Genomic DNA, 19,929 nt, shown 5'->3' with positions numbered 1-19,929 from the left:
CCGCCCGTCCATGGATGGTCAATGTTTCGAAGGCCGTCGGCCGCAGTGCGCGCTTTCGACTCCTTTTCTCGCGTGCTCGCTGCGGTTCGGCCGCGTCCGCTCTAGATGCCGGCGAGTGTGTGCTCGGCTTCGAGCCACTTAAGCCACGTGTCGAGTCCTTCGCCCGTGATCGCGCTCGTGCGGATGATCTTCGCGCGAGGATTGACGCGCCGCGCGTAGGCTTCGCACTTCTCGACGTCAAAACGCAGATAGGGCAGGAGGTCGACCTTGGTGATGAGAACGAGGTCGGCCGCGCGGAACATGTCCGGGTACTTAAGGGGCTTGTCTTCGCCTTCCGTGACGGAAAGGAGCGCCACCTTGTGCGCTTCGCCCAAGTCGAACTCGGCCGGGCAGACGAGGTTGCCGACGTTTTCAATAAAGAGAATCGATTCAGGTTCGGGGTCAAGCACTTCGAGCGCTCGCTCGATCATGGCGGCGTCGAGGTGACAGCCCTTGCCGGTATTGATCTGAACGGCGCGCGCGCCCGTCGAACGGATGCGGTCGGCGTCGTTGGCCGTTTCCTGGTCGCCTTCGATTACGAGGGGCTTCGGGCCCGACTGTTCGAGGAGGCGCTTGAGCGTTGCCGAGAGGAGTTCCGTTTTCCCCGAACCCGGGCTCGATACGAGGTTGAGCGCGAGTATGCGGCGCGCTGCCAAGAGTGCGCGGTTTTTCGTTGCAACGGCGTTGTTGCGCCCGAGGATGTCTTCTTCAATCGCAACGGCGCGGCCCGCCGGGGTCGAAGCGGCATGCGCGTGCGCCGGGCCGTGCCCATGATCGTCTTCATGCGCGTGGGCGTGACCGTGCTCATGGTGATGATGGTCGTGATCCCCGTGCGAGTGCACGGTGATGTTGCCGTTTTCGTCGACATGCATGTGAACGGCGTTCGGGTCGCCGCAGCCGCAGGTGGTGCACATGTAATCAGCCCTCCGTTGTCTTCAAATGTCTGACTTTTCTTTGTTGCGTTCGGTGCTTCCAGGGGTTTGTCGGCCAGGCGCCGATCGCGTTATGAGTCTCGCTCTTCGTTCGAATTCTCACCGTCCGGGGTGCGTTCAATGAACTCGATAACCCGCATCTCGGTGCCGCCCGTGGCGGTGAGCCGGTAGCCGCCGCAGATGGGGCACGGGTCGCCGTAGCGCGCCATCGGCACCGTCCGGCAGCAGTCAAGACACCAGGCTTCGCCTTTCGGGCGCTCGATTTCGAGCACTGCGTTCTCGGCAACGCCGCCTTTGCGTACGCTTTCCCAAGCAAATTCAAGACTCGGGATGTCGACGCCCGCGAGTTCGCCGATTGCTACGCGCACGGCTCGAACGGACCGCACGTCGTTGGCGGCGGCCGTGCGTTCGACGATTTCGATGATGCCTTCTGCGATGGAAAGTTCGTGCATGGGTCGCTTGGCCTTTGTGTGTTTGTGGGACGCTAAACCGGAATCTGCTGCGCGCGGCCCGTGTAGGCAAATTCTATCGGCACGCAGGGGTCGAGCCCGAAGAGCACGCGCCGCACCTGTGCTTCGAGCCGGCAGCGCGAAGCGGGCGGCGCGTCGTTGTAGCAGCGCTTCACGAGCGCGAGAAGAATGCGCTGCCCCGCGCCATAGGGCGCGAACTGCCATTCTGTCGGCGACGTGATGCGAAGCGTCGCCACTTCGCCCGATTCGTCAAGCCGCACGGCGTGCGCCAAAAGGCCGCGAGCGGTTTCGACGAGCGAAATCGCCTCACGGCGCTTCGCGCCGCTCTCTTCTTCGGCAAAATGCCAGACGATCGAGTCGGCGTAGGCGCGCGAGGGCGCTTCGCCGCGGGTGGCCAAAAGGCGCTTGGCGTGCCGAAGCGCAATGGCGAGTTCGAGGAGCCGCGAACCCAAAAGCGAAACGGGCGAGATGCCGTTTTCGGCCAAAAGAGTTTCGACGGCCGGGTGCGCGCTTCGCATGCGGGAGAGCGTCCCCGTGAGACGGGGCGTTCCCTGCCAGAAGGGCGAGAGTTCGAAGTCCGTCTCAACGAGCATGCGGTTCAGCAGCTCCTCGGCAAAGGCGTTCGTCGTCTTCTCTGTTCGAACGGGCAGAAACGGAATTTCGATTTCGCACGCACCCTTGCCCTTTTCGAGCATTTGCGAGAAGAGCGCGGCGGCAGCGAGCGGCTTTTCGCCTGCCGCATGACTGCGTGCCCAAGCTTCAAGCGACGCGCAAGTTTTGCGCTCGAGGTCGAAGCGCTCGGGTGCTTCGCCGTAAACTGCACTGCGTGCGACGGCAAGGGCTTCTTCTAGGAGCGTTTCGGCCGAGCGAAAGCCTGCGTCAACGCGGCGCTGATGCGCGGGACTCGTGAAGAGGGCTGCGTCCCCGCTAGGGTCGGCCGAGAGAAGCACTTCGACGATGCGGCCGAGTTCGACGCGCATGCGGCCGATCGCGCGGCCGGCTTCGGGTGCGTGCTGGAGCCCGGCCATGCGGGCAGCGTCGGCAACGAGAACGCGGATCGTCTCGACGATCGCTTCCAGAACGACGCCGAGCTCGGCGAGGCGGCCCGTTCGAACAACGGGGCCGGGAACGCCGAGCGCGGCCGCGCGTGCTTCATCAAACGCAACGAGCTGCGCGATCGGGCAGAGGCCGAAGAGAAGCGTCACGAGACGTCGGGCCTTCCCGCGGTTTTCGGGCGCGCAAAGAAGTCGGGCGGGTGCGGCCGTCCGGGTGTTTGTGAGCGAGAGCGTGAGGCGCCCCGTCGGCTTCATGCCGACACAGACGTGGATGGCACCCGTTTCAATCATGCGCGCCTCCCTGCGTCGGCGTTCGGTCGGCGCGATCGGCTTTCTCGAGGTACGGCTGCGAAGCTTGGACGGCGTCTGCGACGCGGGCGTCATCCTTGGCAGAGGCGCTTGCGCCCGCGAAGAGCGCGCGGCGCGAGAGCCGCTTCTTAAAAAACGGTTCTGCGGGACTTTCCTCGGCGGGCGCTTCAGGCGCCTTCGGCGTGAGCGCCGGCGTTTTTTCCATGTCCTTGGGCGGCGCAATCCGAATCGGAATCACGCGGCGCAGCTCGCCGTCGGCCGTGGGCGGCACCCAAGCGGTTGCCGCCTCGTCGTCTTCGGGGATCGCCTGCGCGGTGAGCATGTTTTCGAAGGCGAAGTTTGCAATGAGTTCGGCCGTTTCCTGGTCGCCCACGTCGAGCACGGGGCTCTTTAAAGAGAGCGCAAGAAAGCGCCCGAGCACCTCGTCGTCGATCGCGGTAAAGGGGAAGTCGCCCGCCGGAAGTTCGATCGTGCGGGTGGCGCCCGAGGGCAGGTCCACCCACGCTTCGCGCGCGCCGCAGGCATAAACGGCGAAGATCGCCCAAGGGGTCACGACGGTGCCGAACCAGTCGTTGCCGAAGCGCCGAAAGCGCACGGCCTTGACCGAGAGCTTCGGATTGAGGACGGGCAGCCCCCGCATGCGGCACGCTTCGATTTCGCGGAATCCGCGCTCGAAATCGTCCGCCGGCGACTGTGCGAACACGCGAAGCTGTCCTTTGGCGTTTCCTGCGACCATATGTGGCTTGAGGCTCCTTCCCTGGGTGAGAGGCGGCGCGTCCGATCCGAGCGGAGCGCACTCCATTTTTGAAGTATATGGAGGGGATAGAGCGCTTGAAATCGGTCGAAAGACGAGTTGGCACTCATCATTTGGTAGGGGCGCGGCTTTCGGAGGCGCAGTTCTCTAATCACAACTAAGTCTTTCGGCGGATGGGTTTTTCGTCCGATCTCTACCGACGTCCGATAGGCAGCGCGCTCCCTCGCGCCTAATCTCTGAAGTGTGCGCGGGGCAGAAGACGTTTTTGTCGTCCGTCCCCTTCGCTTTCGATTTTTTCGTTGCTCTTTTTGTCTTCACGCTTCGCTTGCGCGCCGCTTCGCCGGTTCGGTGCCGCTCGCGCAGTTCAAAGGCGGCTTACGCCTTTGAACGGGGCGAACGAGCGCGCTTGAAGCGTATGTCGGATGCGGCTCCCGTTGCGGCGGGGCCGACGTTCCGCACGTTAACGGGTGCCGCATGCCGGAACCGAAGTCTGAGAGCAGGACGAATAAACGCAGAAAAAGCAGGGGCGCGGCTCGACGAGTCTTTCCGCCGCCGAAGCACTGCGCATGAACGCGCTCGTGCGGCTCGCGCCTATAAAGCGGCTCGAGCAGCACGGACAACCCCAAAAGAGGGAGACCCGCAATATGTTTGAAACGCAATACGAAGCGCTTCGCCGCCAGGGCATCAGCCGCCGAAGCTTCCTGCAGTTCTGCTCGCTCACCGCAGCGAGCCTCGGACTCGGAAGCGCGGGCGCACAGGAAATTGCCGACGCGATGCAGACGAAGCCCCGCACCCCGGTCGTTTGGCTGCACGGGCTCGAGTGCACCTGCTGTACCGAGTCCTTCATTCGCTCCTATACGCCGGTCGCCAAAGACATGGTGCTCTCGATGGTGTCGCTCGACTACGACGACACGATTATGGCTGCCGCCGGCCATCAGGCCGAAGAGTCGCTCGAAGAGACGATCGAAAAGTACAAGGGCAACTACATTCTTGCCGTCGAAGGCAACGTGCCGCTCCATGACGGCGGCATCAACTGCATTCCGGGCGGAGAAATCTTTCTCGACAAATTGAAGCACGTCGCCAAGGACGCCAAGGCCGTGATCGGCTGGGGCTCCTGCGCCGCCTGGGGCTGCGTGCAGGCTGCCAAACCCAATCCCACGCACGCCGTGCCGATTACGGAAGTGATTACGGATAAGCCCATCGTTCTCGTGCCGGGCTGCCCGCCGATTCCGGAAGTGATGACGTCCGTCATCACCTACATCCTCACCTACGACCGTCTGCCGCCGCTCGATCGGCTCGGACGCCCGAAGATGTTCTACGGTCAGCGTATTCACGACAAGTGCTACCGCCGCGGACATTTCGATGCCGGTCAGTTTGCCGAAGCCTTCGACGACGAAGGCGCCAAGCTTGGCTACTGCCTCTATAAGCTCGGCTGCAAGGGGCCGACCACCTACGCGCCCTGCTCGACCGTTCAGTGGAATGAGGGTCTTTCCTGGCCCGTGAAGTCCGGTCACGGCTGCATCGGTTGCGCCGAGCCCAACTTCTTCGACAAGGGCTCCTTCTACGAACACGAAACGACCGTGCTGCCGCCGGGGTTCGGCGGCATCGAAGCCACGGTCGACAAGGTCGGCCTCGCGACGGTTGCCGTCGTCGGCGTCGCCGCTGCGGCGCACGCGGCCATGTCCGCGGTTGCGCAGGCGCGCGGTCGCACCAACAAGGAAATCGGAGGTAAGGAATAATGAGCGAACGTCGTATTGTCGTCGACCCGGTCACCCGCATCGAAGGGCACCTGCGCGTGCAGGCCGTGCTCGGTGAAGACAACAAAATCGTCGACTCGATGAGCACGGGCACGATGTGGCGCGGCCTGGAAGTCATTCTGAAGGGGCGCGATCCGCGCGACGCCTGGGCTTTTGTGGAGCGCATCTGCGGCGTTTGCACGGGCATTCACGCGCTCTCGGCCGTGCGCGCCGTTGAAGACGCGATCGGCATCAAGATCCCGAAGAACGCCAACATCATCCGCAACCTTATCAACGCGACGCTTTATACGCACGACCACCTCGTGCACTTCTATCAGCTCTCTGCGCTCGACTGGGTGGACGTCGTGAGCGCGCTTGAAGCCGATCCGCGCGAAACGGCCGAGCTGCAGCAGAAGATTTCGCCGCACCATCCGCTCGCGGCCGTGGGCTACTTTCGCGACGTGCAGAATCGTCTGAAGAAGTTCGTCGCCTCGGGCCAGCTCGGCATCTTCAACAAGGGCTACTGGGGGCATCCGGCGATGAAGCTGCCGCCCGCAGTGAACCTTCTTGCCGTGACGCACTACCTCGAAGTCCTCGACTTCCAGCGCGAAATCGTGCGCGTGCACACGATTCTGGGCGGCAAGAATCCGCACCCGAACTACCTCGTAGGCGGCGTTGCCTGCCCGATCAACATGCACGACACGGGCGCGCAGGGCACGATGGTGAACGAGGTTACGCTCAACTACATGCGCGACATCGCCAAGAAGTGCGTCGAGATGGTCGAAAACGTTTATCTGCCCGACATCAAGGCGATCGCTTCGTTCTATCCGGAATGGTTCCGCTACGGCGCCGGTCTCGCCAACAAGAACCTGCTCTGCTACGGCGACTTCCCGGAAATCGCCAACGACTGGTCCGACAAGAGCCTGCAGCTGCCGCGCGGTGCGATTTTGAACGGCAACTTGAACGAAGTCTTCGACGTCGATCTGCGCAACCCCGACGAAATTCAGGAGTTCGTCGATCACTCCTGGTACAAGTACCCGGATCAGAAGAAGGGGCTCCACCCGTGGGACGGCGTCACCGATCAGGCCTACGAATTGCCGCAGGGGAGCGACGGCACTCGCACGAAGTTCTCCTGGCTCGCGGCCGACGGCAAGTACAGCTGGATCAAGAGCCCGCGCTGGAAGGGCAACTTCATGGAAGTCGGCCCCTTGGCGCGCCTCGTCATGGGTGTTGCTAAGAACGTGCCGCACATCAAGGAGCCCGCGCTTGCGCTCCTTGAAGAGCTCAACCTGCCGCTCGAAGCGGTCTTCTCGACGCTCGGTCGTCACGCGGCGCGCGCACTTGAGTGCCACTGGTCCGCCAAGAAGATGGTGCAGTACGTCGACGACCTCACCGCCAACATCAAGGCGGGCGACGAGACCGCAGCCGACATGACGTTCTGGGATCCGAAGACGTGGCCGAAGGAATGCCGCGGCGTGGGCCCGTGCGAAGCGCCTCGCGGTGCGCTCGGGCACTGGTGCGTCATTCGCGACACGCGCATCGCCAACTGGCAGGCCGTTGTGCCGACCACTTGGAATGCGTCGCCGCGCTCGCCCGAAGGACAGATGGGCGCCTTCGAGCTTTCGCTCATCGGCACCCCCGTGGCGGATCCGGAGCGCCCGCTCGAAATCATCCGCACGATCCACAGTTACGACCCGTGCCTCGCCTGTGCCACGCACCTTTTCACCCCCGAGGGCGAAGAGCTCTGCCGCGTGCAGGTTCGCTGAGGGCACGAAGGAGCCCTTCCTATGAAAATCGATCCTGTCACCTTTGAGGTCGACGTCTCGGCCGGCACGAAGCCCATCTACGTATGGGAAGCGCCCGTGCGCGTCTGGCACTGGGCGATGGCGGTCTGCATGTTCGTGATGATCTTCACGGGCTTCATCATCGGCTCGCCCCTGGTGTCGAACCTCGGCAACACCTGGGAGACCTATGACTTCGGCTACGTGCGGCTCTTTCACTTTGCCGCCGGGATGATCTTCACCGTGCTCATGGTCTATCGTCTCTATTGGGCGGTGGTCGGCAACAAGTACGCGCGCATGATCTTCATTCCGCCGCTCTGGTCCTGGAAGTGGTGGAAAGGCGTCTTCGCACAGGTTGCCTACTACCTCTTCATGCGCAAGTCGAGTCCCGAGTACGCCGGACACAATCCGCTCGCGCAGCTCGCGATGTTTGCGTTCTTCTTCCTGGGGTCGCTCGTTCTGATCGTCACGGGGCTGGCGCTCTATGCGCAGGCTTGGGGCGCCGACACGAGCTGGATGGCCTGGTTCGGCTGGGTCTTCACGCTCTTTGGCGACGCGCAGGCCGTGCGTACCGTGCACCACGCCTTCATGTACGTGCTCATCATCTTCACGATCGCGCATATGTACATGAGCTTCCGCGAAGACGTGATGGGCGGCGCCACGACGCTCTCGTCGATGACGACGGGCTTAAGGATGTTCAAAGAAGACCATTCGGCCCATTGATCGCCTGAGCGGTCGGGTGCGGTCTGCCGAACTTTTCGGCGGGAAAGCCCGCCCGCCGCTAGGTTCGGCAGAGTCCGAAAAGACCAACCGACAACAAAAGCCGTCGGACTGCTCGCCCGAGCGTTCGACGGCTTCTTTTTGAACGGTGCACGGGCGACGCTATTGCCCGCCGCGCTCTTCTTCCTTCCACGCGCAGTAGGGATGCGCGAGGAGGTTCGAATTGAAGTAGCGCGGGTCGCGAGAGACTTCGCGCCCGAGCCAGGCGGGGCGCTCGAAAACGGCCGCTTCATCAGGGAGTTCCATTTCCGCGACGATGAGTCCCGCATTTTCGCCTTCGAAAACGTCGATCTCCCAGAAGGCACCCGCAGGCGCAGCAGCGGGGACGCGGTAGCGCACCTTTTCGACAAGCGGGCGCAGTGCGAGCTTCTCGAGCATGTCGGCCGCTTCTTCGGCCGGGATCTCGTACTCGAATTCAAGGCGGCTAAAGCCTTCGGTCGCGCCCTTGACCGTCATCGTGCCGCGCCCGCCGGCAAGCCGCACGCGCACCGTGCGCGCTTTGTCGCGGCAAAGATACCCCTGGCGCATCGCTACGCCCGAGGCAAGCGCTTCGGGCGTGCGCCAGCTGTCGTCGGCGACCAAAAATTTGCGTTCGATTTCCTGAGCCATAACAAGAGAGCCTTTCTTTGCGCAGAAGCGTTTGCGCGCAATTGATCGGATCGAGCAAGCGGCAGGAAAAAGCGGTTCGCCGCTTGGCTCGAGAGCGCCCATAATTTTAGATGGACGCGGCCGTCGCGCCGTTCGGACTGACCGGTTGCGCCTTTCGCGGCGCAGCCCCATGCACATATCGGAGGATCCCTCACATGTCCTGCTGCTGCCATCACGAAGAAGAGAAAAAAGCCTGCACCTGCACCGAAGGTGAATTCCCGCAGGCGCCCGTTGTCGGCTCGCGCCGCGTCGGTCACGACTTCAAGGGCGAAAAGGCTGTCGTCTATTTCACCCGCAAGATCGATGCCGAGCATCTCAAAAAACTCTACGCGCTTGTGAACGGCGAAATCATCGGCAAGGTTGCGATCAAGCTGCACACGGGCGAGCGCCACGGCCCGAACATTCTGCCGCGCGACATGGTCGAAGCCTTCCAGAAGGACATTCCCGACTCGACGATCGTTGAAACGAATACGCTCTACGTGGGGGATCGCGACACGACAGAAAAGCACCTCGAAACCTTGAAGGTGAACGGCTGGACCTTCTGCCCGGTCGACATCATGGACGCCGAGGGCACGACGATGCTCCCAGTGAAGGGCGGCAAGCATTTCAAGGCCGTCTCGATGGGGAAGAACATTCGCAACTACGATTCGATGATCGTGCTCACGCACTTCAAGGGGCACGCCATGGGCGGCTTCGGCGGCTCGATGAAGAACATCGCAATCGGCTGCGCCGACGGCAAGATCGGCAAGCAGCAGGTTCACGCCGTGAGCGACGTGAATCTGCCTTGGGATCAGTGGCCCGGCAAGGAACTCCTCATGGAAACGATGTCCGAATCCGCCAAGGCCACGTGCGACCATTTCGGCAAGCGCATTACGTTTATCAACGTGCTGCGCCGCATGTCGGTCGACTGCGACTGCGCGGGGCTCGCGGCCGCCGAACCGACGATTCCCGATATCGGCATCCTCGCCTCGACAGACATCCTTGCCGTTGACCAGGCCTCGGTCGACATGGTCTACACGCAGACGCACAACCACGACCTCGTCGAGCGCATCGAAACGCGCCACGGTCTGCACCAGCTCGCCTACATGCGCGAACTCGGCATGGGCAAGCCCAACTACGAACTCGTCGAAATCGAGTAAGCGATTCGTCCTGCGTTGTCCTTCGAACGATCGGACGGCGCCGTAACGAATCCAACCGAAGCGCCCGCGACGGCAGCGGCCGAAGCGGGCGCTTCGCGTTTATTCATGCCCGATCTGCGGTATTACTCGGGCAACTCGGCTGAAGTACCGAGCTTTTTGTGCGAATTCGACCTACGTATTCGTGACAATGGATTGGAAGGACGACGCGCTTCACGAGTGAAGAAGCCGACGACGTTCGAGCAAACAACAACGAAACGAAAAAGACGAGGTTCGACGCATCATGCAGAAGCGCACTTTCCTGCGCGGCGCTCTTTCGGCCGCATTCATTCTTTCGACGCCTTTCATTCTGACGGGTTGTGGGGACGAGAAGCCCGCAGCGGCCGCCGGCAAGCCCGATACAGCAAAAGCGCTCGGCAAAACCAAGATCCGCGTGGGCGTGACGGCCGGTCCGCACGCTGATATCGTCGCCAAGGCTGCCGAGGTCGCCAAGACGCACGGGCTCGAAGTTGAAGTGGTGGAATTTTCCGACTACGTCACGCCCGACATTTCTTTGAACGACGGCGCGCTTGACGCAGCCGTTTATCAGCACGAACCGTTCCTCAGAAACTTCAACGAGCAAAAGGGCACGAAGCTGGCCGTTGCCGGCCACGCCGTGGTGCAGCCGATGGGCATTTACTCGAAGCGCATTCATGCGCTCGAAGACATCAAGACGGGTGCGGCCGTTGCCATTCCGAACGACCCTTCGAACGGCGGCCGTGCGCTCATCCTTTGCGAAGAAGCCGGTCTTATCAAGCTGCGCGAAGGCCTCAAGGGGGAACCCCTCGTGCACGATATAGTCGAGAATCCGCGCGGTCTGCGCTTCATCGAGCTTGAGGCCGCACAGCTGCCGCTTTCGCTCGAAGATGTCGACGCGGCTTTCATTCCCATGAATTACGTTGTCTCCTCCGGCCTTTCACCCGAGAAGGACGGCTTCTACTTCGAGCGCCTTGACGCACCCTATGCGCTCATTGTCATTGCCGCTCGCGAGGACAACGTGAAGAATCCGGAGATCGCGACGTTCGTCGAGAGCTACCGCAGTGCGGAAACAGCCGCTTTCGTACGTGAAAAGTTCCGCGGCACGATCCTGCCGAGCTGGACGACCGAAAAGCGCAGTGTCGACGACGGCGAAAAGAAGAGCGCTTCCTAAAGTCAACGCTGCTCGCGGCCGTTTCGTGGTGAAAATCGCTCAAAACCGCTCGTTTGAGCGGAGCGCCATCGACAATAATTAGAGAATCCGCACGGGCGGGCGCAGTTTTCTGACTGCGCCCGCTTGTGCGCTCAAGCAACCTTATTTCGGAAGAACAGAAATTGGCAGTCGACCTCAATCAGTCGCTTCTCGAGCGCTTCCTGCGCTACGTGCGAATCCATACCCAGTCGAATGAAGCGTCGAACGAAGCGCCCTCAACGGCCGTACAGCTTGATTTGGCGAACGTTCTCCTCGAAGAGCTGCGCGCCATGGGTGTAGAGGCGGAAATCGGCCGGGGCGGCGTTCTTTATGCGGTGATTCCCGCGACGGCGGGTGCCGAATCGGCGCCTTCGATCGGCCTCATCGCGCACATGGATACGTCGCCCGACGCGCCGGGCGCGGGCGTGAAGCCCCAGATCGTCCGCTACACGGGCGGTGACGTGCTGCTCAATCCCGAAAAGTGCATCGTCTTTTCGGCCAAGACCTTCCCCGAAATCGGCCGCTACATCGGCGAAGAGGTCGTCTTTACGGACGGCACGACGCTGCTTGGCGCCGACGACAAAGCGGGCATTGCGGCGATCATGGGCATGGTCGAATACCTCGCCGCGCATCCGGAGGTGCCGCATGCTCGGATTGCGATCGGCTTCACGCCCGACGAAGAAATCGGCCGCGGGACGGAAAACTTCGATATCGCGCATTTCGGCGCCGATTACGCCTACACCTTCGACGGCGGCGAAGTCGGCACGCTCGAGAGCGAAAACTTCAACGCCGCCTCTGCGCTCGTCAAGATCCGCGGCGTGGGCGTACATCCGGGATCGGCAAAGGGCAAGATGGTGAACGCGCTGCGGCTTGCGGCGAAGTTCGTCGAGCGTCTCCCCGCCGAAATGAGTCCCGAGTGCACCGACGGACGCGAAGGCTTTCTCCATCCGCACGATATGACGGGTTCCGTCACCGAAGCGAGCATTCACATTCTTATTCGCGACCACGATCGTGAAGCGTTCGAAGAGAAGAAGCGCTTTCTCGCGGCGCTCGTCAAAGAACTCAAGGCCGAGTGCCCGCAGTGCGGCGCAACGCTTGAGATTCGAGAGAGCTACGAGAACATGCGCGGCTACATCGACAAGAAGCCCCGTGTTCTCGAGCTCGCGAGAGAAGCTTACCGTGCGGCCGACCTCGAGCCCGTCGAAGTGCCGATTCGCGGCGGTACGGACGGCGCGATGCTCTCTGCGAAGGGCCTCCCTTGTCCGAATATCTTTACGGGCGGCATGAATTACCACGGCGTCTACGAGTGTCTGCCCGTGAAGTCGCTTGAAAAGGCGCGCGACGTGGCGGTGGCGCTCGCGAAAATGTCCGCGACGGTCGAGTCGCTCGACTGACGCGGTGCTCTCAGCCCCGAGCACGGCTGCCCCAATCAAAAGCCCCGATCGGTCTCGCCGAGTCGGGGCTTTTTTAGATGACTGCGGGAGTTCTCGGAACTCAGTGCTTCTTGCAGCAGTCCTTGCCGCCCGTGAAGTCTTTGCCAACGAGGCTGCCCTTTTCAACCGCACGAATCGGAATCACGCGCGGCGCGCCTTCAGCATCCTTTTTCGCCCAAGCGCCCATGCCGAAGTACATGAGAAGGAGCATTGCGATGCTCGCGCCGATCGAAACCGAGGCGTAGACCGGATCCGCTGCGAAATTGACGATGCGGAAGTAGAGCGTCGCAACCGTGTAGCCGAGCACGAGCGACCAGAGGGCCGAGAGGACCATCCAGGCCGTACCCGTCTCGCGCCGAATGACGGCGAGCGACGCCACGCACGGCATGTAGAGCAGAATGAGCAGGAGGTACGCAAAGGCACTCGAGGGCGACTCGAAGCGCGAGCGCAGCTCCGCGAGCGTTCCCGCATCCTCTTCGGCGCCGCTTTCGGCAATGGCTTCGGACGAGAGCCCGAGGGGGTCCGAGAGCGCGGCGCCCAAGCCTTTGAGGTTCTCCCACGTGGCGCCGACGGCTTCCTTGAAGGTGGTCGTGAGGGAGAAGCCTTCGGTTTCGTCAGTGCTCTCGGGCGCGGCATCTTCGGGCTGCGCCGCGTAGAGGCTGTTAAGCGTACCCACGACTGCTTCCTTGGCGAAGACGCCCGTAAAGATGCCGACGGCCGCGGGCCAATTGTCCTGCGAGACGCCCATCGGTTCAAAGGCGGGCACAATCGTGCGGCCGATCGCCGAGAGGGCCGACTTCTCGGTGTTTTCGTTGCCGAAGGTGCCGTCGGTGCCGAGGGAATTCAAGAACGTGAGCGCTGCGACCACGATCACGATCGTTTCGCCCGCGCGCAGCGTGAAGCTCTTGACGCGCTCCCAGGTGCGCTTCATGACGCCTTTGACGGTCGGGATGTGGTAGGGCGGGATTTCCATCACGAAGGTCGCCGCTTCTCCGGGCAACGCGCGACGCTTGAGCACAAAGCCCGTCAAGACCGCCGCGGCAATGCCGACGATATAAAGACAGAAAACGAGATTCTGGCCGTTCGTCGGGAAGAACGCCGTCGCGAAAAGCACGTAGACAGGCAGTCGCGCGCCGCAGCTCATAAAGGGCGTCATAAGTGCCGTGATGATGCGGTCGGCTGCGCGGTCCATTGTTCGCGCGGCCATGATGGCCGGTACGTTGCAGCCGAAACCGACAATCAGGGGGACGAAGGCTTTGCCCGGGAGTCCGAGCGTGCGCATGAAGCGGTCCATCACGAACGCCGCACGCGCCATGTAGCCCGAATCTTCGAGCGCCGCGAGGAAGAGGTAAAGGAAAAAGACGACCGGAATGAAGGTCGAGACGGTCTGCAGGCCCCCGCCGACGCCGTCGGCCAAAAGGACCTTGAGGAATTCGGGCACGCCGAGCGAGGCGAGCAGTTCGCCGAACCCCGTCACCATCACGCCGCCCACGAAGATGTCGAAGAAATCGATGAAGGCTGCACCTGCGTTCTGCGTGAAGAGAAACATCAGGTACATGATGAAGAGGAAGATCGGCAGCCCGAGCCAGCGGTTGAGAACGATGCGGTCGATTTTCTCCGAGAGCGTTGCGCCCGTGCGCGCTTCGTGCTTGACGGCCTTCTCGGCAATGCGGTCGACGAAGTCGTAGCGGCAGCTCGCGAGCGCGATGTCGAGGTCGCCTGAGAAGCGTTCTTCGTCAAAACGCTCGACCGAGGCGCGAAGTGGGTTGAGGTCGATGCCGGGTGCGAGCTTGTCTAGCCCCGAGGCCGACTCCAGAAGCTGCCCCGCAAACCAGCGCGGACGCGAGAGACCTGCGGCATTGAGCGTCGTCTCGAGCTCGTCGAGCTTCTCTTCAATGCGTGCGTCGAACTTCACCTGCATGGGCGGCACGACCGGGTGCGCGAGAAAGTCGAGAATCGCATCCTTCAATTCGCTCACGCCGGTCGACTTCGAGGCGACAAGCCCCACGACGGGGCAGCCGAGCGCTTCGGAGAGACGATCGAGATCGACGTCGATCTTGTGCTGCGCCGCGATGTCGAGCATGTTGACGACGACGAGCATCGGTACGCGCATTTCAATGAGCTGCGCGGTGAGAAAGAGGTTGCGCTCGAGGTTCGATGCGTCGACGATGTTGAGAACCGCCTGCGCTTCACCCGTGAGAATGTAGTCGCGCGAAATGCGCTCGTCGTCGCCCGAAGCGGCCGAGGGCGTAATCGAATAGATCCCGGGAAGGTCGACGATTTCAACCGACGTTCCCTTGTGCGTAAAGCGCCCCGTCTTCTTGTCGACGGTAACGCCCGGCCAGTTGCCGACTTCCTGGTGCGAGCCGGTGAGTTCGTTAAAAAGCGTGGTCTTGCCGCAGTTTGGGTTGCCGACCACGCAGATGATTTTTTCCTGCATGTTGCTTGGGGCGGATGATCATTCGTCGGTGCGCGGCGCTGCTCTCATCGGGTCACTTCTATGCACAGCCGATGAGTCGTGCAGACAGTTCGGCGCGCGCACGTGCTTTTCGTTTTATGGGTGCGACGAGCTCAGATCGCCATTTAGTCGACCGGCTCGATTTCAATCAATTCGGCTTCGTTGCGCCGCACGCTGATAAAGCTGCCGCGCACGCGGATTTCAACGGGGTCGCCGAGCGGCGCAATGCGCACGACTTCGAATTCAACGCCGGGCGTTGCGCCGAGCATGAGAAGCCGGCGTCGATACTCCTTTTCGCCGCGCTTGTAGCCGGTGATGCGGCCTCTGCCGCCAACCGGAATTTGCTTTAGATGCATGATTCGGGGTCCGTCAAATCGTTTTGGGAGGCACTTCGAGTCCGCGTTGGCGGCACAGGAGCTTTGGCAGATGGGGGTGACAAAAGTCGTTGCCCGAAGGGCTCCTCGCGTGGGGAAGGGCGGACGGCGCCTCAATGTAAGAACGATATTGTCGTGATAACCGCGACCGATCGCCACTCGGTTAAATCTAAATGAAATAGTTTCTCAAATCGTTTTTCGAGCCAATTGACTGGCGTCAAAAATTTGGACGTCAGGAAAACCCGCAATTCGCGACACACGATTTTTGGGCCCGAACGCGGAAAAAATAAACGCCTCGTTCGCGGTATTACAGCCATGTAGTCATCTTTCGCGCTGTAGTGCAGCGGCACACTCAGCGATCGCTATCCTTGCGGATGGACGTCGTGCGCGATTGGCGAACGGCAGACCACTACAAAGCAAAAGTCAAAAGAAAAAAACTCATGCAGCACGAAGAAAAGAATTCAGCAGGCACAACGGAGGTTCGGGCATTTGAGCGAACCATGAAGGCGCGCCACCTCATCATGCTTTCTTTGGGCGGCGTCATCGGAACAGGACTTTTTCTGAACACCGGCTGGGTGCTTTCACAGGCCGGTGCCTTCGGCACGATTCTCGCGTACCTCGTGGGCGCCTTTACGGTGTCGCTCGTCATGATGTGCTTGGGCGAGCTCGCCTGCGCGATGCCGGAAACGGGCTCGTTTCATGTTTACGCCGAGCGCTTTATTTCGCCCGCAACGGGCTTTCTCGTCGTCATTTCGTATTGGCTCACATGGACGCTTGCGCTCGGAACATCTTTGACGGGCGCAGGCATGGCGATGCAGTACTGGATTCCGGAAGTACCCGTCTGGATCTGGTGCGTCTTCTTCGCGGTACTCATTCTCGGCATGAACGTTTTCACGACGCGCATCTTTGCCGAGAGTGAATTCGTTTTCTCGATTGTGAAGGTCGTGACGATTCAGGTTTTCGTCATTCTCGGGATCCTCGCGCTGTGCGGCGTGCTTCCTTTGGCGGACGGCTCGCCTTCGCCGGGACTTGAGAACATCACGAAGAACGGCTTCTTCCCGACGGGGGTGCTTCCAATTCTCTTCACCATGGTGACCGTGAACTTCGCCTATTCGGGTACGGAACTCATCGGCATCGCTGCGGGCGAAACGGAAAATCCGCAGAAAGTGATTCCCGCCGCAATTCGCACAACGGTACTGCGTCTCGTGCTTTTCTTTGTCGGTACTGTCTTTGTGCTCGCAGCGCTCATTCCGATCGATCAGGCGGGCGTAACAAAGTCGCCCTTTGTTGACGTCTTTGAGCGCATCGGTATTCCGTATACGGCTGACATCATGAACTTCGTGATTCTTACGGCCATTGTTTCGGCAGCCAATTCCGGTCTCTACGCTTCGGGCCGCATGGCTTGGTCGCTCGCTTCGCGCGGGCTGCTCCCGAAGGCACTGGCCAAGCAAAACGAACGAGGACTTCCCGTGAACGCACTTCTGTTCTCAATGGTGGGCGGCATTTTTGCGCTTCTGACGAGCGTCTATGCTGCCGACACGGTCTTTGTCGTGCTCACGGCTATTTCGGGACTGGCAGTCGTGATCGTCTGGGCGTCGATTTGTCTGGCGCACTTTAACTTCCGCAGGCGCTTTGCGAGCGAGGGCGGCGACCTTTCGACGCTCCCCTATCGGGCGCCGGGTTATCCGGTCGTACCGCTTTTGGGATTTGTCCTTTGTGTGGGCTCCTGCATCGGTCTGGCGTTCGATCCGACGCAGCGCATTGCGCTCTACTGCGGCATTCCGTACATCATCCTTTGCTACGCGGTGTATCCGTTTGTCTCAAAGAAAAGTGCAGCCGCACGCGAAGCGCAAAAGTAAAAAAGCCGCGCCCGAACTTGGTCGGGCGCGGCGTCTTCTTAGATCGGGAGCGCCTCAAATTCGGGGACGCTCTTAAAAACTGCAGCGAGTTTCTTTTTAGCGCAGGATGAAGTTCACTGCAAAGGCCGCACTGATGATGTACATGACGGGCGTTACGTTGCGCCAGCGTCCCATCAGAACCTGCACGAGCGTGTAGGAAATGAAGCCGAAGCCAAAACCCGTGGCGATATTGAAGGTAAGCGGCATGCCGACAATCATCAGAAACGCGGGGATGGCGATCTCCAGGCGGTCAAAGCGAATATTGACGACTTCCTGCATCATGTAAACGCCTACCATGATGAGCGCGGGGGCCGTGGCATAACCCGGCACGATGCCTACGAGCGGAATGAGCAGAAACGCTGCAGCAAAAAGAACCGCGGTCGTGACGGCAGTGAGGCCCGTGCGGCCGCCCGCAGCGACGCCTGCGGCGCTTTCAAGGTACGAGGTCGCGGTTGTTGCGCCGACAATCCCGGAGAACATGGTGCCGATCGAGTCCGTGATGAACGCACGGTCGAGGTTGCGGATGTGGCCGTTGGGCTCCATGAAGCCCGCCTTGCGCGAGAGGCCGATGAGCGTACCCATGTTGTCGAAGAGGTCCACCATCGTAAGCGTGAAGATGATGGTGAAGAGTCCGTGGCTCAGCGCGCTGCCGAAATCAAGCGCGAGAAAAGTGGTCGACAGGTCAGGCACGGAGAAGGAGAAGAGGTCTCCTTCGGGGAGTTTTTGAACACCTAAAACGAGGCTCAGAATCGTCGTGATGATGATGCCGAGCACCATGGCGCCCGGTACGTTTCGGATCGTGAGTGCGGCCGTAATAAAGAAGCCCGCGATGGCGAGAAGGACTTCGGGTTTGGCGACATTGCCGAGCGCCACGCCAGTATTGGCATCCACAACGATAAGACCGCAGTTCTTCATGCCGATGAAGGCGATAAAGGCGCCGATGCCCGCAGCGGTGGCTAGTTTCAGATCAAGCGGAACGGCGTTGATGATGAGCTCGCGAATGTGCGTGACCGTCAGAATGAAGAAGATCACGCCCGAAATGAAGACGGCAGCGAGCCCGGCCTGCCACGTGAAGCCCATCGGACCGCAAACGAAATAGGCGAAATAGGCCGTAATGCCCAAGCCCGGTGCGACGCCCACGGGGAACTTCGCCCAGAGGCCCATGAGGAGCGTGATCGCGATCGTCACGAAGATCGTGCTTGCGATGGCGGCATCCTTCGGAATGCCCGCATCGGCGAGCATGGAAGGCACGACGAAGATGAGATAGCTCATCGCCATGAAGGTCGTGAGGCCGGCCAAAAGCTCCTGGCGAACACTCGTGTTGTTTTCCTTGAGCTGAAAAAAGGATTCGAGAGACACGTTGCTGATTCCGATTGAGAAGGGGGAAAGCGAGACGTCAACCTCGTTTTCGGGATAACCCGAAAGAGAAATGGCGCATCAGGAAAACCTGAGTCTAAGTCTCGTCCGGAGAATTTCGTGCACGAACGGTCAAAGGAATGCTTTCCTTGAAGATACTTTCGCAGCGTTCGAGCAAAGAAGAAGGCCTATCCAACTTTCGTTGAGGATAGGCCTTCAAAAATAGCGCTGTTATACTAGCAGCGACGATTCAAGTGGCTCTTGCAATAGCCTGTGGCACAGGCAATTAGAAACGGTGCACCATGCCCATAACGAGCTCGCAGCCGCTCGGCGTGCGATCTTCGTTCTTCGTTTCGATCTTTTCCTGCGAGTAGCCGCCCATCACGTAAACGGCGGTGCGCTTCGAGAGCGGATAGTCGTAGCCGATCGCTGCCATCCACTTCGTGAAGTCGGCATCGACGACGTCGCGCGGATCGTCGCTGTTGTCCATGTCACGGTAACCGATCTGGCCCTTGATCACGCCGCCGCCGAGCGGGTAGTTGGCACCGATACTGAGGCCGTAGCCGCTAACGAAGCCGTAGTCGCCGACTTCTTTAAAGTTCTCAAGGCCGTGAGAGATCACGCCGCCACGGCCGCGCGCACGGGAGAGTTCCATCGTGTCGAACCACTGGCCGAAAGCGAGGAGCTTGAGGCCGTTGTCGAACGTGTAGTTGCCGCCGATCGTGACGGTGTAGCCGTTGTCGAGGTCCTGCGAGTCTTGGCGGGAGCTGCCATACATCGTCGTATCGGCAACGATGATGCCTTCAAAGGCACCGCCCTGATAGCGCATCGCGAGAGAAGCGTAGCGGTCGGACGAGGACTTGCCTTCAACACTGCCGGTACGGGCATCATTCTTGAAGGAGTACTGCGCATAACCTGTGAAGCCAGCAAAGGTCGGCGTCACATAGCTGACGGCATTGTCAACGCGCGTCCAGCTCGAAGCCGTGATGAGGCCGGAACCAAAGCCTTCCGTGTAGTTCGCAAAGAGCGGGTCGATCGAGCGGAAGAGGCCGTTGGCGCCGAGCGTGCTGCCGAAGACGGGCATCACGCCGAAGGTGAGCGTGCCGTAGGGCGAATAGAGGTCAAGGTGCGCTTCACGGCCGAAGAGGTCGCCGCCCTGGTCGAGCGTGCCGTCGTCTGCCTTAAAGCCGTTTTCAAGCACGAAGCCGACCTTGTAGCCGTTGCCGAGGTCTTCCATGCCCTTGATGCCGAAGCGCGAGCCGAACTCACGGGCGTTTTCCATCGTGAACTTGTCGACGTTGTCAACGCCGGAGGCGTCGGCATCGGAATGGACGTAGGCCAAGCTCAGGTCAACCAAACCGTAGACCTGAACTTCAGCTGCGGAAGCGGCGCCGGCGGCAGCAAAAGCCCCGGCGAGGGAAAGTGCGATAAGAGTCTTTTTCATTTTCTGTCTCTGTGTATGACTTTGGATTGCAGAGGAACGCAGCCCAAACGAAACCGCTTAGTCTACGCGGCTAACGATTTGTCCGTGGACACGGTCGCGCGTTCTCCCTGAAAACCCGG

General features: G+C 60.9%; 16 protein-coding genes. 7 read left to right on the top strand and 9 right to left on the bottom strand.

Translation table 11 applies throughout. The features are described from left to right. Positions 1–101: 101 nt before the first annotated feature. The 4 genes from hypB to hybE all read right to left on the bottom strand — a co-directional run bounded on the left by hypB (position 102) and on the right by hybE (position 3,541). The gene (gene hypB, locus H6A60_RS05645) at positions 102–953 is read right to left on the bottom strand and encodes a hydrogenase nickel incorporation protein HypB (protein ID WP_205102439.1); all 852 of its coding nucleotides are present in this window, start codon (positions 951–953) and stop codon (positions 102–104) included. Between the two features lie 89 nt (positions 954–1,042). Continuing rightward, the gene (hypA, locus tag H6A60_RS05640; protein WP_205102438.1) at positions 1,043–1,423 is read right to left on the bottom strand and encodes a hydrogenase maturation nickel metallochaperone HypA; all 381 of its coding nucleotides are present in this window, start codon (positions 1,421–1,423) and stop codon (positions 1,043–1,045) included. Positions 1,424–1,455: 32 nt separating this feature from the next. After that, entirely contained in the window at positions 1,456–2,787 is a 1,332-nt protein-coding gene (locus H6A60_RS05635; protein WP_205102437.1) for a hypothetical protein, read from the bottom strand. After that, positions 2,780–3,541, bottom strand: coding sequence for a [NiFe]-hydrogenase assembly chaperone HybE (gene hybE / locus H6A60_RS05630; protein ID WP_205102436.1), 762 nt, complete (start codon positions 3,539–3,541; stop codon positions 2,780–2,782). The genes H6A60_RS05635 and hybE overlap by 8 nt, the downstream gene beginning before the upstream one ends. 662 nt (positions 3,542–4,203) lie before the next feature. Between hybE and H6A60_RS05625 the strand changes: the two genes are divergently transcribed. Genes H6A60_RS05625 through cybH form a run of 3 tightly spaced genes read left to right on the top strand, consistent with a single transcriptional unit; the run spans position 4,204 to position 7,799 of the window. Then, complete coding sequence (locus H6A60_RS05625; RefSeq protein WP_205102435.1) at positions 4,204–5,298, top strand: hydrogenase small subunit; 1,095 nt, start codon at positions 4,204–4,206, stop codon at positions 5,296–5,298. Next, positions 5,298–7,061 (top strand): nickel-dependent hydrogenase large subunit, encoded by a 1,764-nt coding sequence (locus H6A60_RS05620; protein ID WP_205102434.1) that lies wholly within the window; start codon positions 5,298–5,300, stop codon positions 7,059–7,061. The genes H6A60_RS05625 and H6A60_RS05620 overlap by 1 nt, the downstream gene beginning before the upstream one ends. Before the next feature lie 21 nt (positions 7,062–7,082). Beyond that, positions 7,083–7,799 carry a Ni/Fe-hydrogenase, b-type cytochrome subunit gene (cybH, locus tag H6A60_RS05615; RefSeq protein ID WP_205102433.1) on the top strand — a complete coding sequence of 239 codons (717 nt, stop codon included), beginning with the start codon at positions 7,083–7,085 and terminating at the stop codon, positions 7,797–7,799. Positions 7,800–7,958: 159 nt separating this feature from the next. On the opposite strand, the gene H6A60_RS05610 is transcribed toward cybH, so the two are convergent. Further along, on the bottom strand, positions 7,959–8,465 hold the full coding sequence (locus H6A60_RS05610) for a CYTH domain-containing protein (protein ID WP_205102432.1): 507 nt from the start codon (positions 8,463–8,465) through the stop codon (positions 7,959–7,961). Positions 8,466–8,659: 194 nt separating this feature from the next. On the opposite strand from H6A60_RS05610, the gene H6A60_RS05605 reads away from it, so the two are divergent. The 3 genes from H6A60_RS05605 (at position 8,660) to pepT (ending at position 12,241) form a co-directional block, all read left to right on the top strand. Beyond that, positions 8,660–9,643 (top strand): DUF362 domain-containing protein, encoded by a 984-nt coding sequence (locus H6A60_RS05605; protein ID WP_205102431.1) that lies wholly within the window; start codon positions 8,660–8,662, stop codon positions 9,641–9,643. A 280-nt stretch (positions 9,644–9,923) separates the two neighbouring features. After that, the gene (locus tag H6A60_RS05600; RefSeq protein WP_205102430.1) at positions 9,924–10,829 is read left to right on the top strand and encodes a MetQ/NlpA family ABC transporter substrate-binding protein; all 906 of its coding nucleotides are present in this window, start codon (positions 9,924–9,926) and stop codon (positions 10,827–10,829) included. 161 nt (positions 10,830–10,990) lie between these two features. After that, positions 10,991–12,241: a peptidase T gene (gene pepT, locus H6A60_RS05595; protein WP_205102429.1), complete on the top strand. Its 1,251-nt coding sequence runs from the start codon at positions 10,991–10,993 to the stop codon at positions 12,239–12,241. Between the two features lie 100 nt (positions 12,242–12,341). Here pepT and feoB read toward each other — a convergent pair whose 3' ends face one another. Next, a complete protein-coding gene (gene feoB, locus H6A60_RS05590; RefSeq protein WP_205102428.1) occupies positions 12,342–14,720 on the bottom strand; it encodes a Fe(2+) transporter permease subunit FeoB in 2,379 nt (792 codons plus the stop codon). 143 nt (positions 14,721–14,863) lie between these two features. Further along, positions 14,864–15,094, bottom strand: a complete 231-nt coding sequence (locus tag H6A60_RS05585) for a FeoA family protein (protein ID WP_205102427.1) — start codon at positions 15,092–15,094, stop codon at positions 14,864–14,866. A 458-nt stretch (positions 15,095–15,552) separates the two neighbouring features. Here H6A60_RS05585 and mmuP point away from each other — a divergent pair, with 458 nt between their 5' ends. Next, positions 15,553–16,971 carry an S-methylmethionine permease gene (gene mmuP / locus H6A60_RS05580; protein WP_205102426.1) on the top strand — a complete coding sequence of 473 codons (1,419 nt, stop codon included), beginning with the start codon at positions 15,553–15,555 and terminating at the stop codon, positions 16,969–16,971. 96 nt (positions 16,972–17,067) lie between these two features. On the opposite strand, the gene H6A60_RS05575 is transcribed toward mmuP, so the two are convergent. Both H6A60_RS05575 and H6A60_RS05570 read right to left on the bottom strand, forming a co-directional pair. Further along, the gene (locus tag H6A60_RS05575) at positions 17,068–18,369 is read right to left on the bottom strand and encodes an NCS2 family permease (protein ID WP_338054840.1); all 1,302 of its coding nucleotides are present in this window, start codon (positions 18,367–18,369) and stop codon (positions 17,068–17,070) included. Between the two features lie 283 nt (positions 18,370–18,652). Then, positions 18,653–19,810 (bottom strand): porin, encoded by a 1,158-nt coding sequence (locus H6A60_RS05570; protein WP_205102425.1) that lies wholly within the window; start codon positions 19,808–19,810, stop codon positions 18,653–18,655. Between the last annotated feature and the right edge of the window lie 119 nt (positions 19,811–19,929).

The sequence above is a fragment of the Sutterella massiliensis genome (genome assembly GCF_016899755.1).
GTDB classification, from domain to species: domain Bacteria; phylum Pseudomonadota; class Gammaproteobacteria; order Burkholderiales; family Burkholderiaceae_F; genus Sutterella; species Sutterella massiliensis.
Note: the sequence above shows the minus strand (reverse complement) of the source record. Positions and strands in the feature narration are given on the sequence as shown.

Excerpts from the sequence above, each read along its gene's own strand:
- H6A60_RS05570 (WP_205102425.1), bottom strand. The coding sequence starts at position 19,810 with ATGAAAAAGACTCTTATCGCACTTTCCCTCGCCGGGGCTTTTGCTGCC.
- H6A60_RS05585 (WP_205102427.1), bottom strand. The coding sequence starts at position 15,094 with ATGCATCTAAAGCAAATTCCGGTTGGCGGCAGAGGCCGCATCACCGGC.
- mmuP (WP_205102426.1), top strand. The coding sequence starts at position 15,553 with ATGCAGCACGAAGAAAAGAATTCAGCAGGCACAACGGAGGTTCGGGCA.
- cybH (WP_205102433.1), top strand. The coding sequence starts at position 7,083 with ATGAAAATCGATCCTGTCACCTTTGAGGTCGACGTCTCGGCCGGCACG.
- feoB (WP_205102428.1), bottom strand. The coding sequence starts at position 14,720 with ATGCAGGAAAAAATCATCTGCGTGGTCGGCAACCCAAACTGCGGCAAG.
- H6A60_RS05610 (WP_205102432.1), bottom strand. The coding sequence starts at position 8,465 with ATGGCTCAGGAAATCGAACGCAAATTTTTGGTCGCCGACGACAGCTGG.
- H6A60_RS05620 (WP_205102434.1), top strand. The coding sequence starts at position 5,298 with ATGAGCGAACGTCGTATTGTCGTCGACCCGGTCACCCGCATCGAAGGG.
- H6A60_RS05605 (WP_205102431.1), top strand. The coding sequence starts at position 8,660 with ATGTCCTGCTGCTGCCATCACGAAGAAGAGAAAAAAGCCTGCACCTGC.
- hybE (WP_205102436.1), bottom strand. The coding sequence starts at position 3,541 with ATGGTCGCAGGAAACGCCAAAGGACAGCTTCGCGTGTTCGCACAGTCG.
- H6A60_RS05600 (WP_205102430.1), top strand. The coding sequence starts at position 9,924 with ATGCAGAAGCGCACTTTCCTGCGCGGCGCTCTTTCGGCCGCATTCATT.
- H6A60_RS05635 (WP_205102437.1), bottom strand. The coding sequence starts at position 2,787 with ATGATTGAAACGGGTGCCATCCACGTCTGTGTCGGCATGAAGCCGACG.
- hypA (WP_205102438.1), bottom strand. The coding sequence starts at position 1,423 with ATGCACGAACTTTCCATCGCAGAAGGCATCATCGAAATCGTCGAACGC.
- H6A60_RS05625 (WP_205102435.1), top strand. The coding sequence starts at position 4,204 with ATGTTTGAAACGCAATACGAAGCGCTTCGCCGCCAGGGCATCAGCCGC.
- hypB (WP_205102439.1), bottom strand. The coding sequence starts at position 953 with ATGTGCACCACCTGCGGCTGCGGCGACCCGAACGCCGTTCACATGCAT.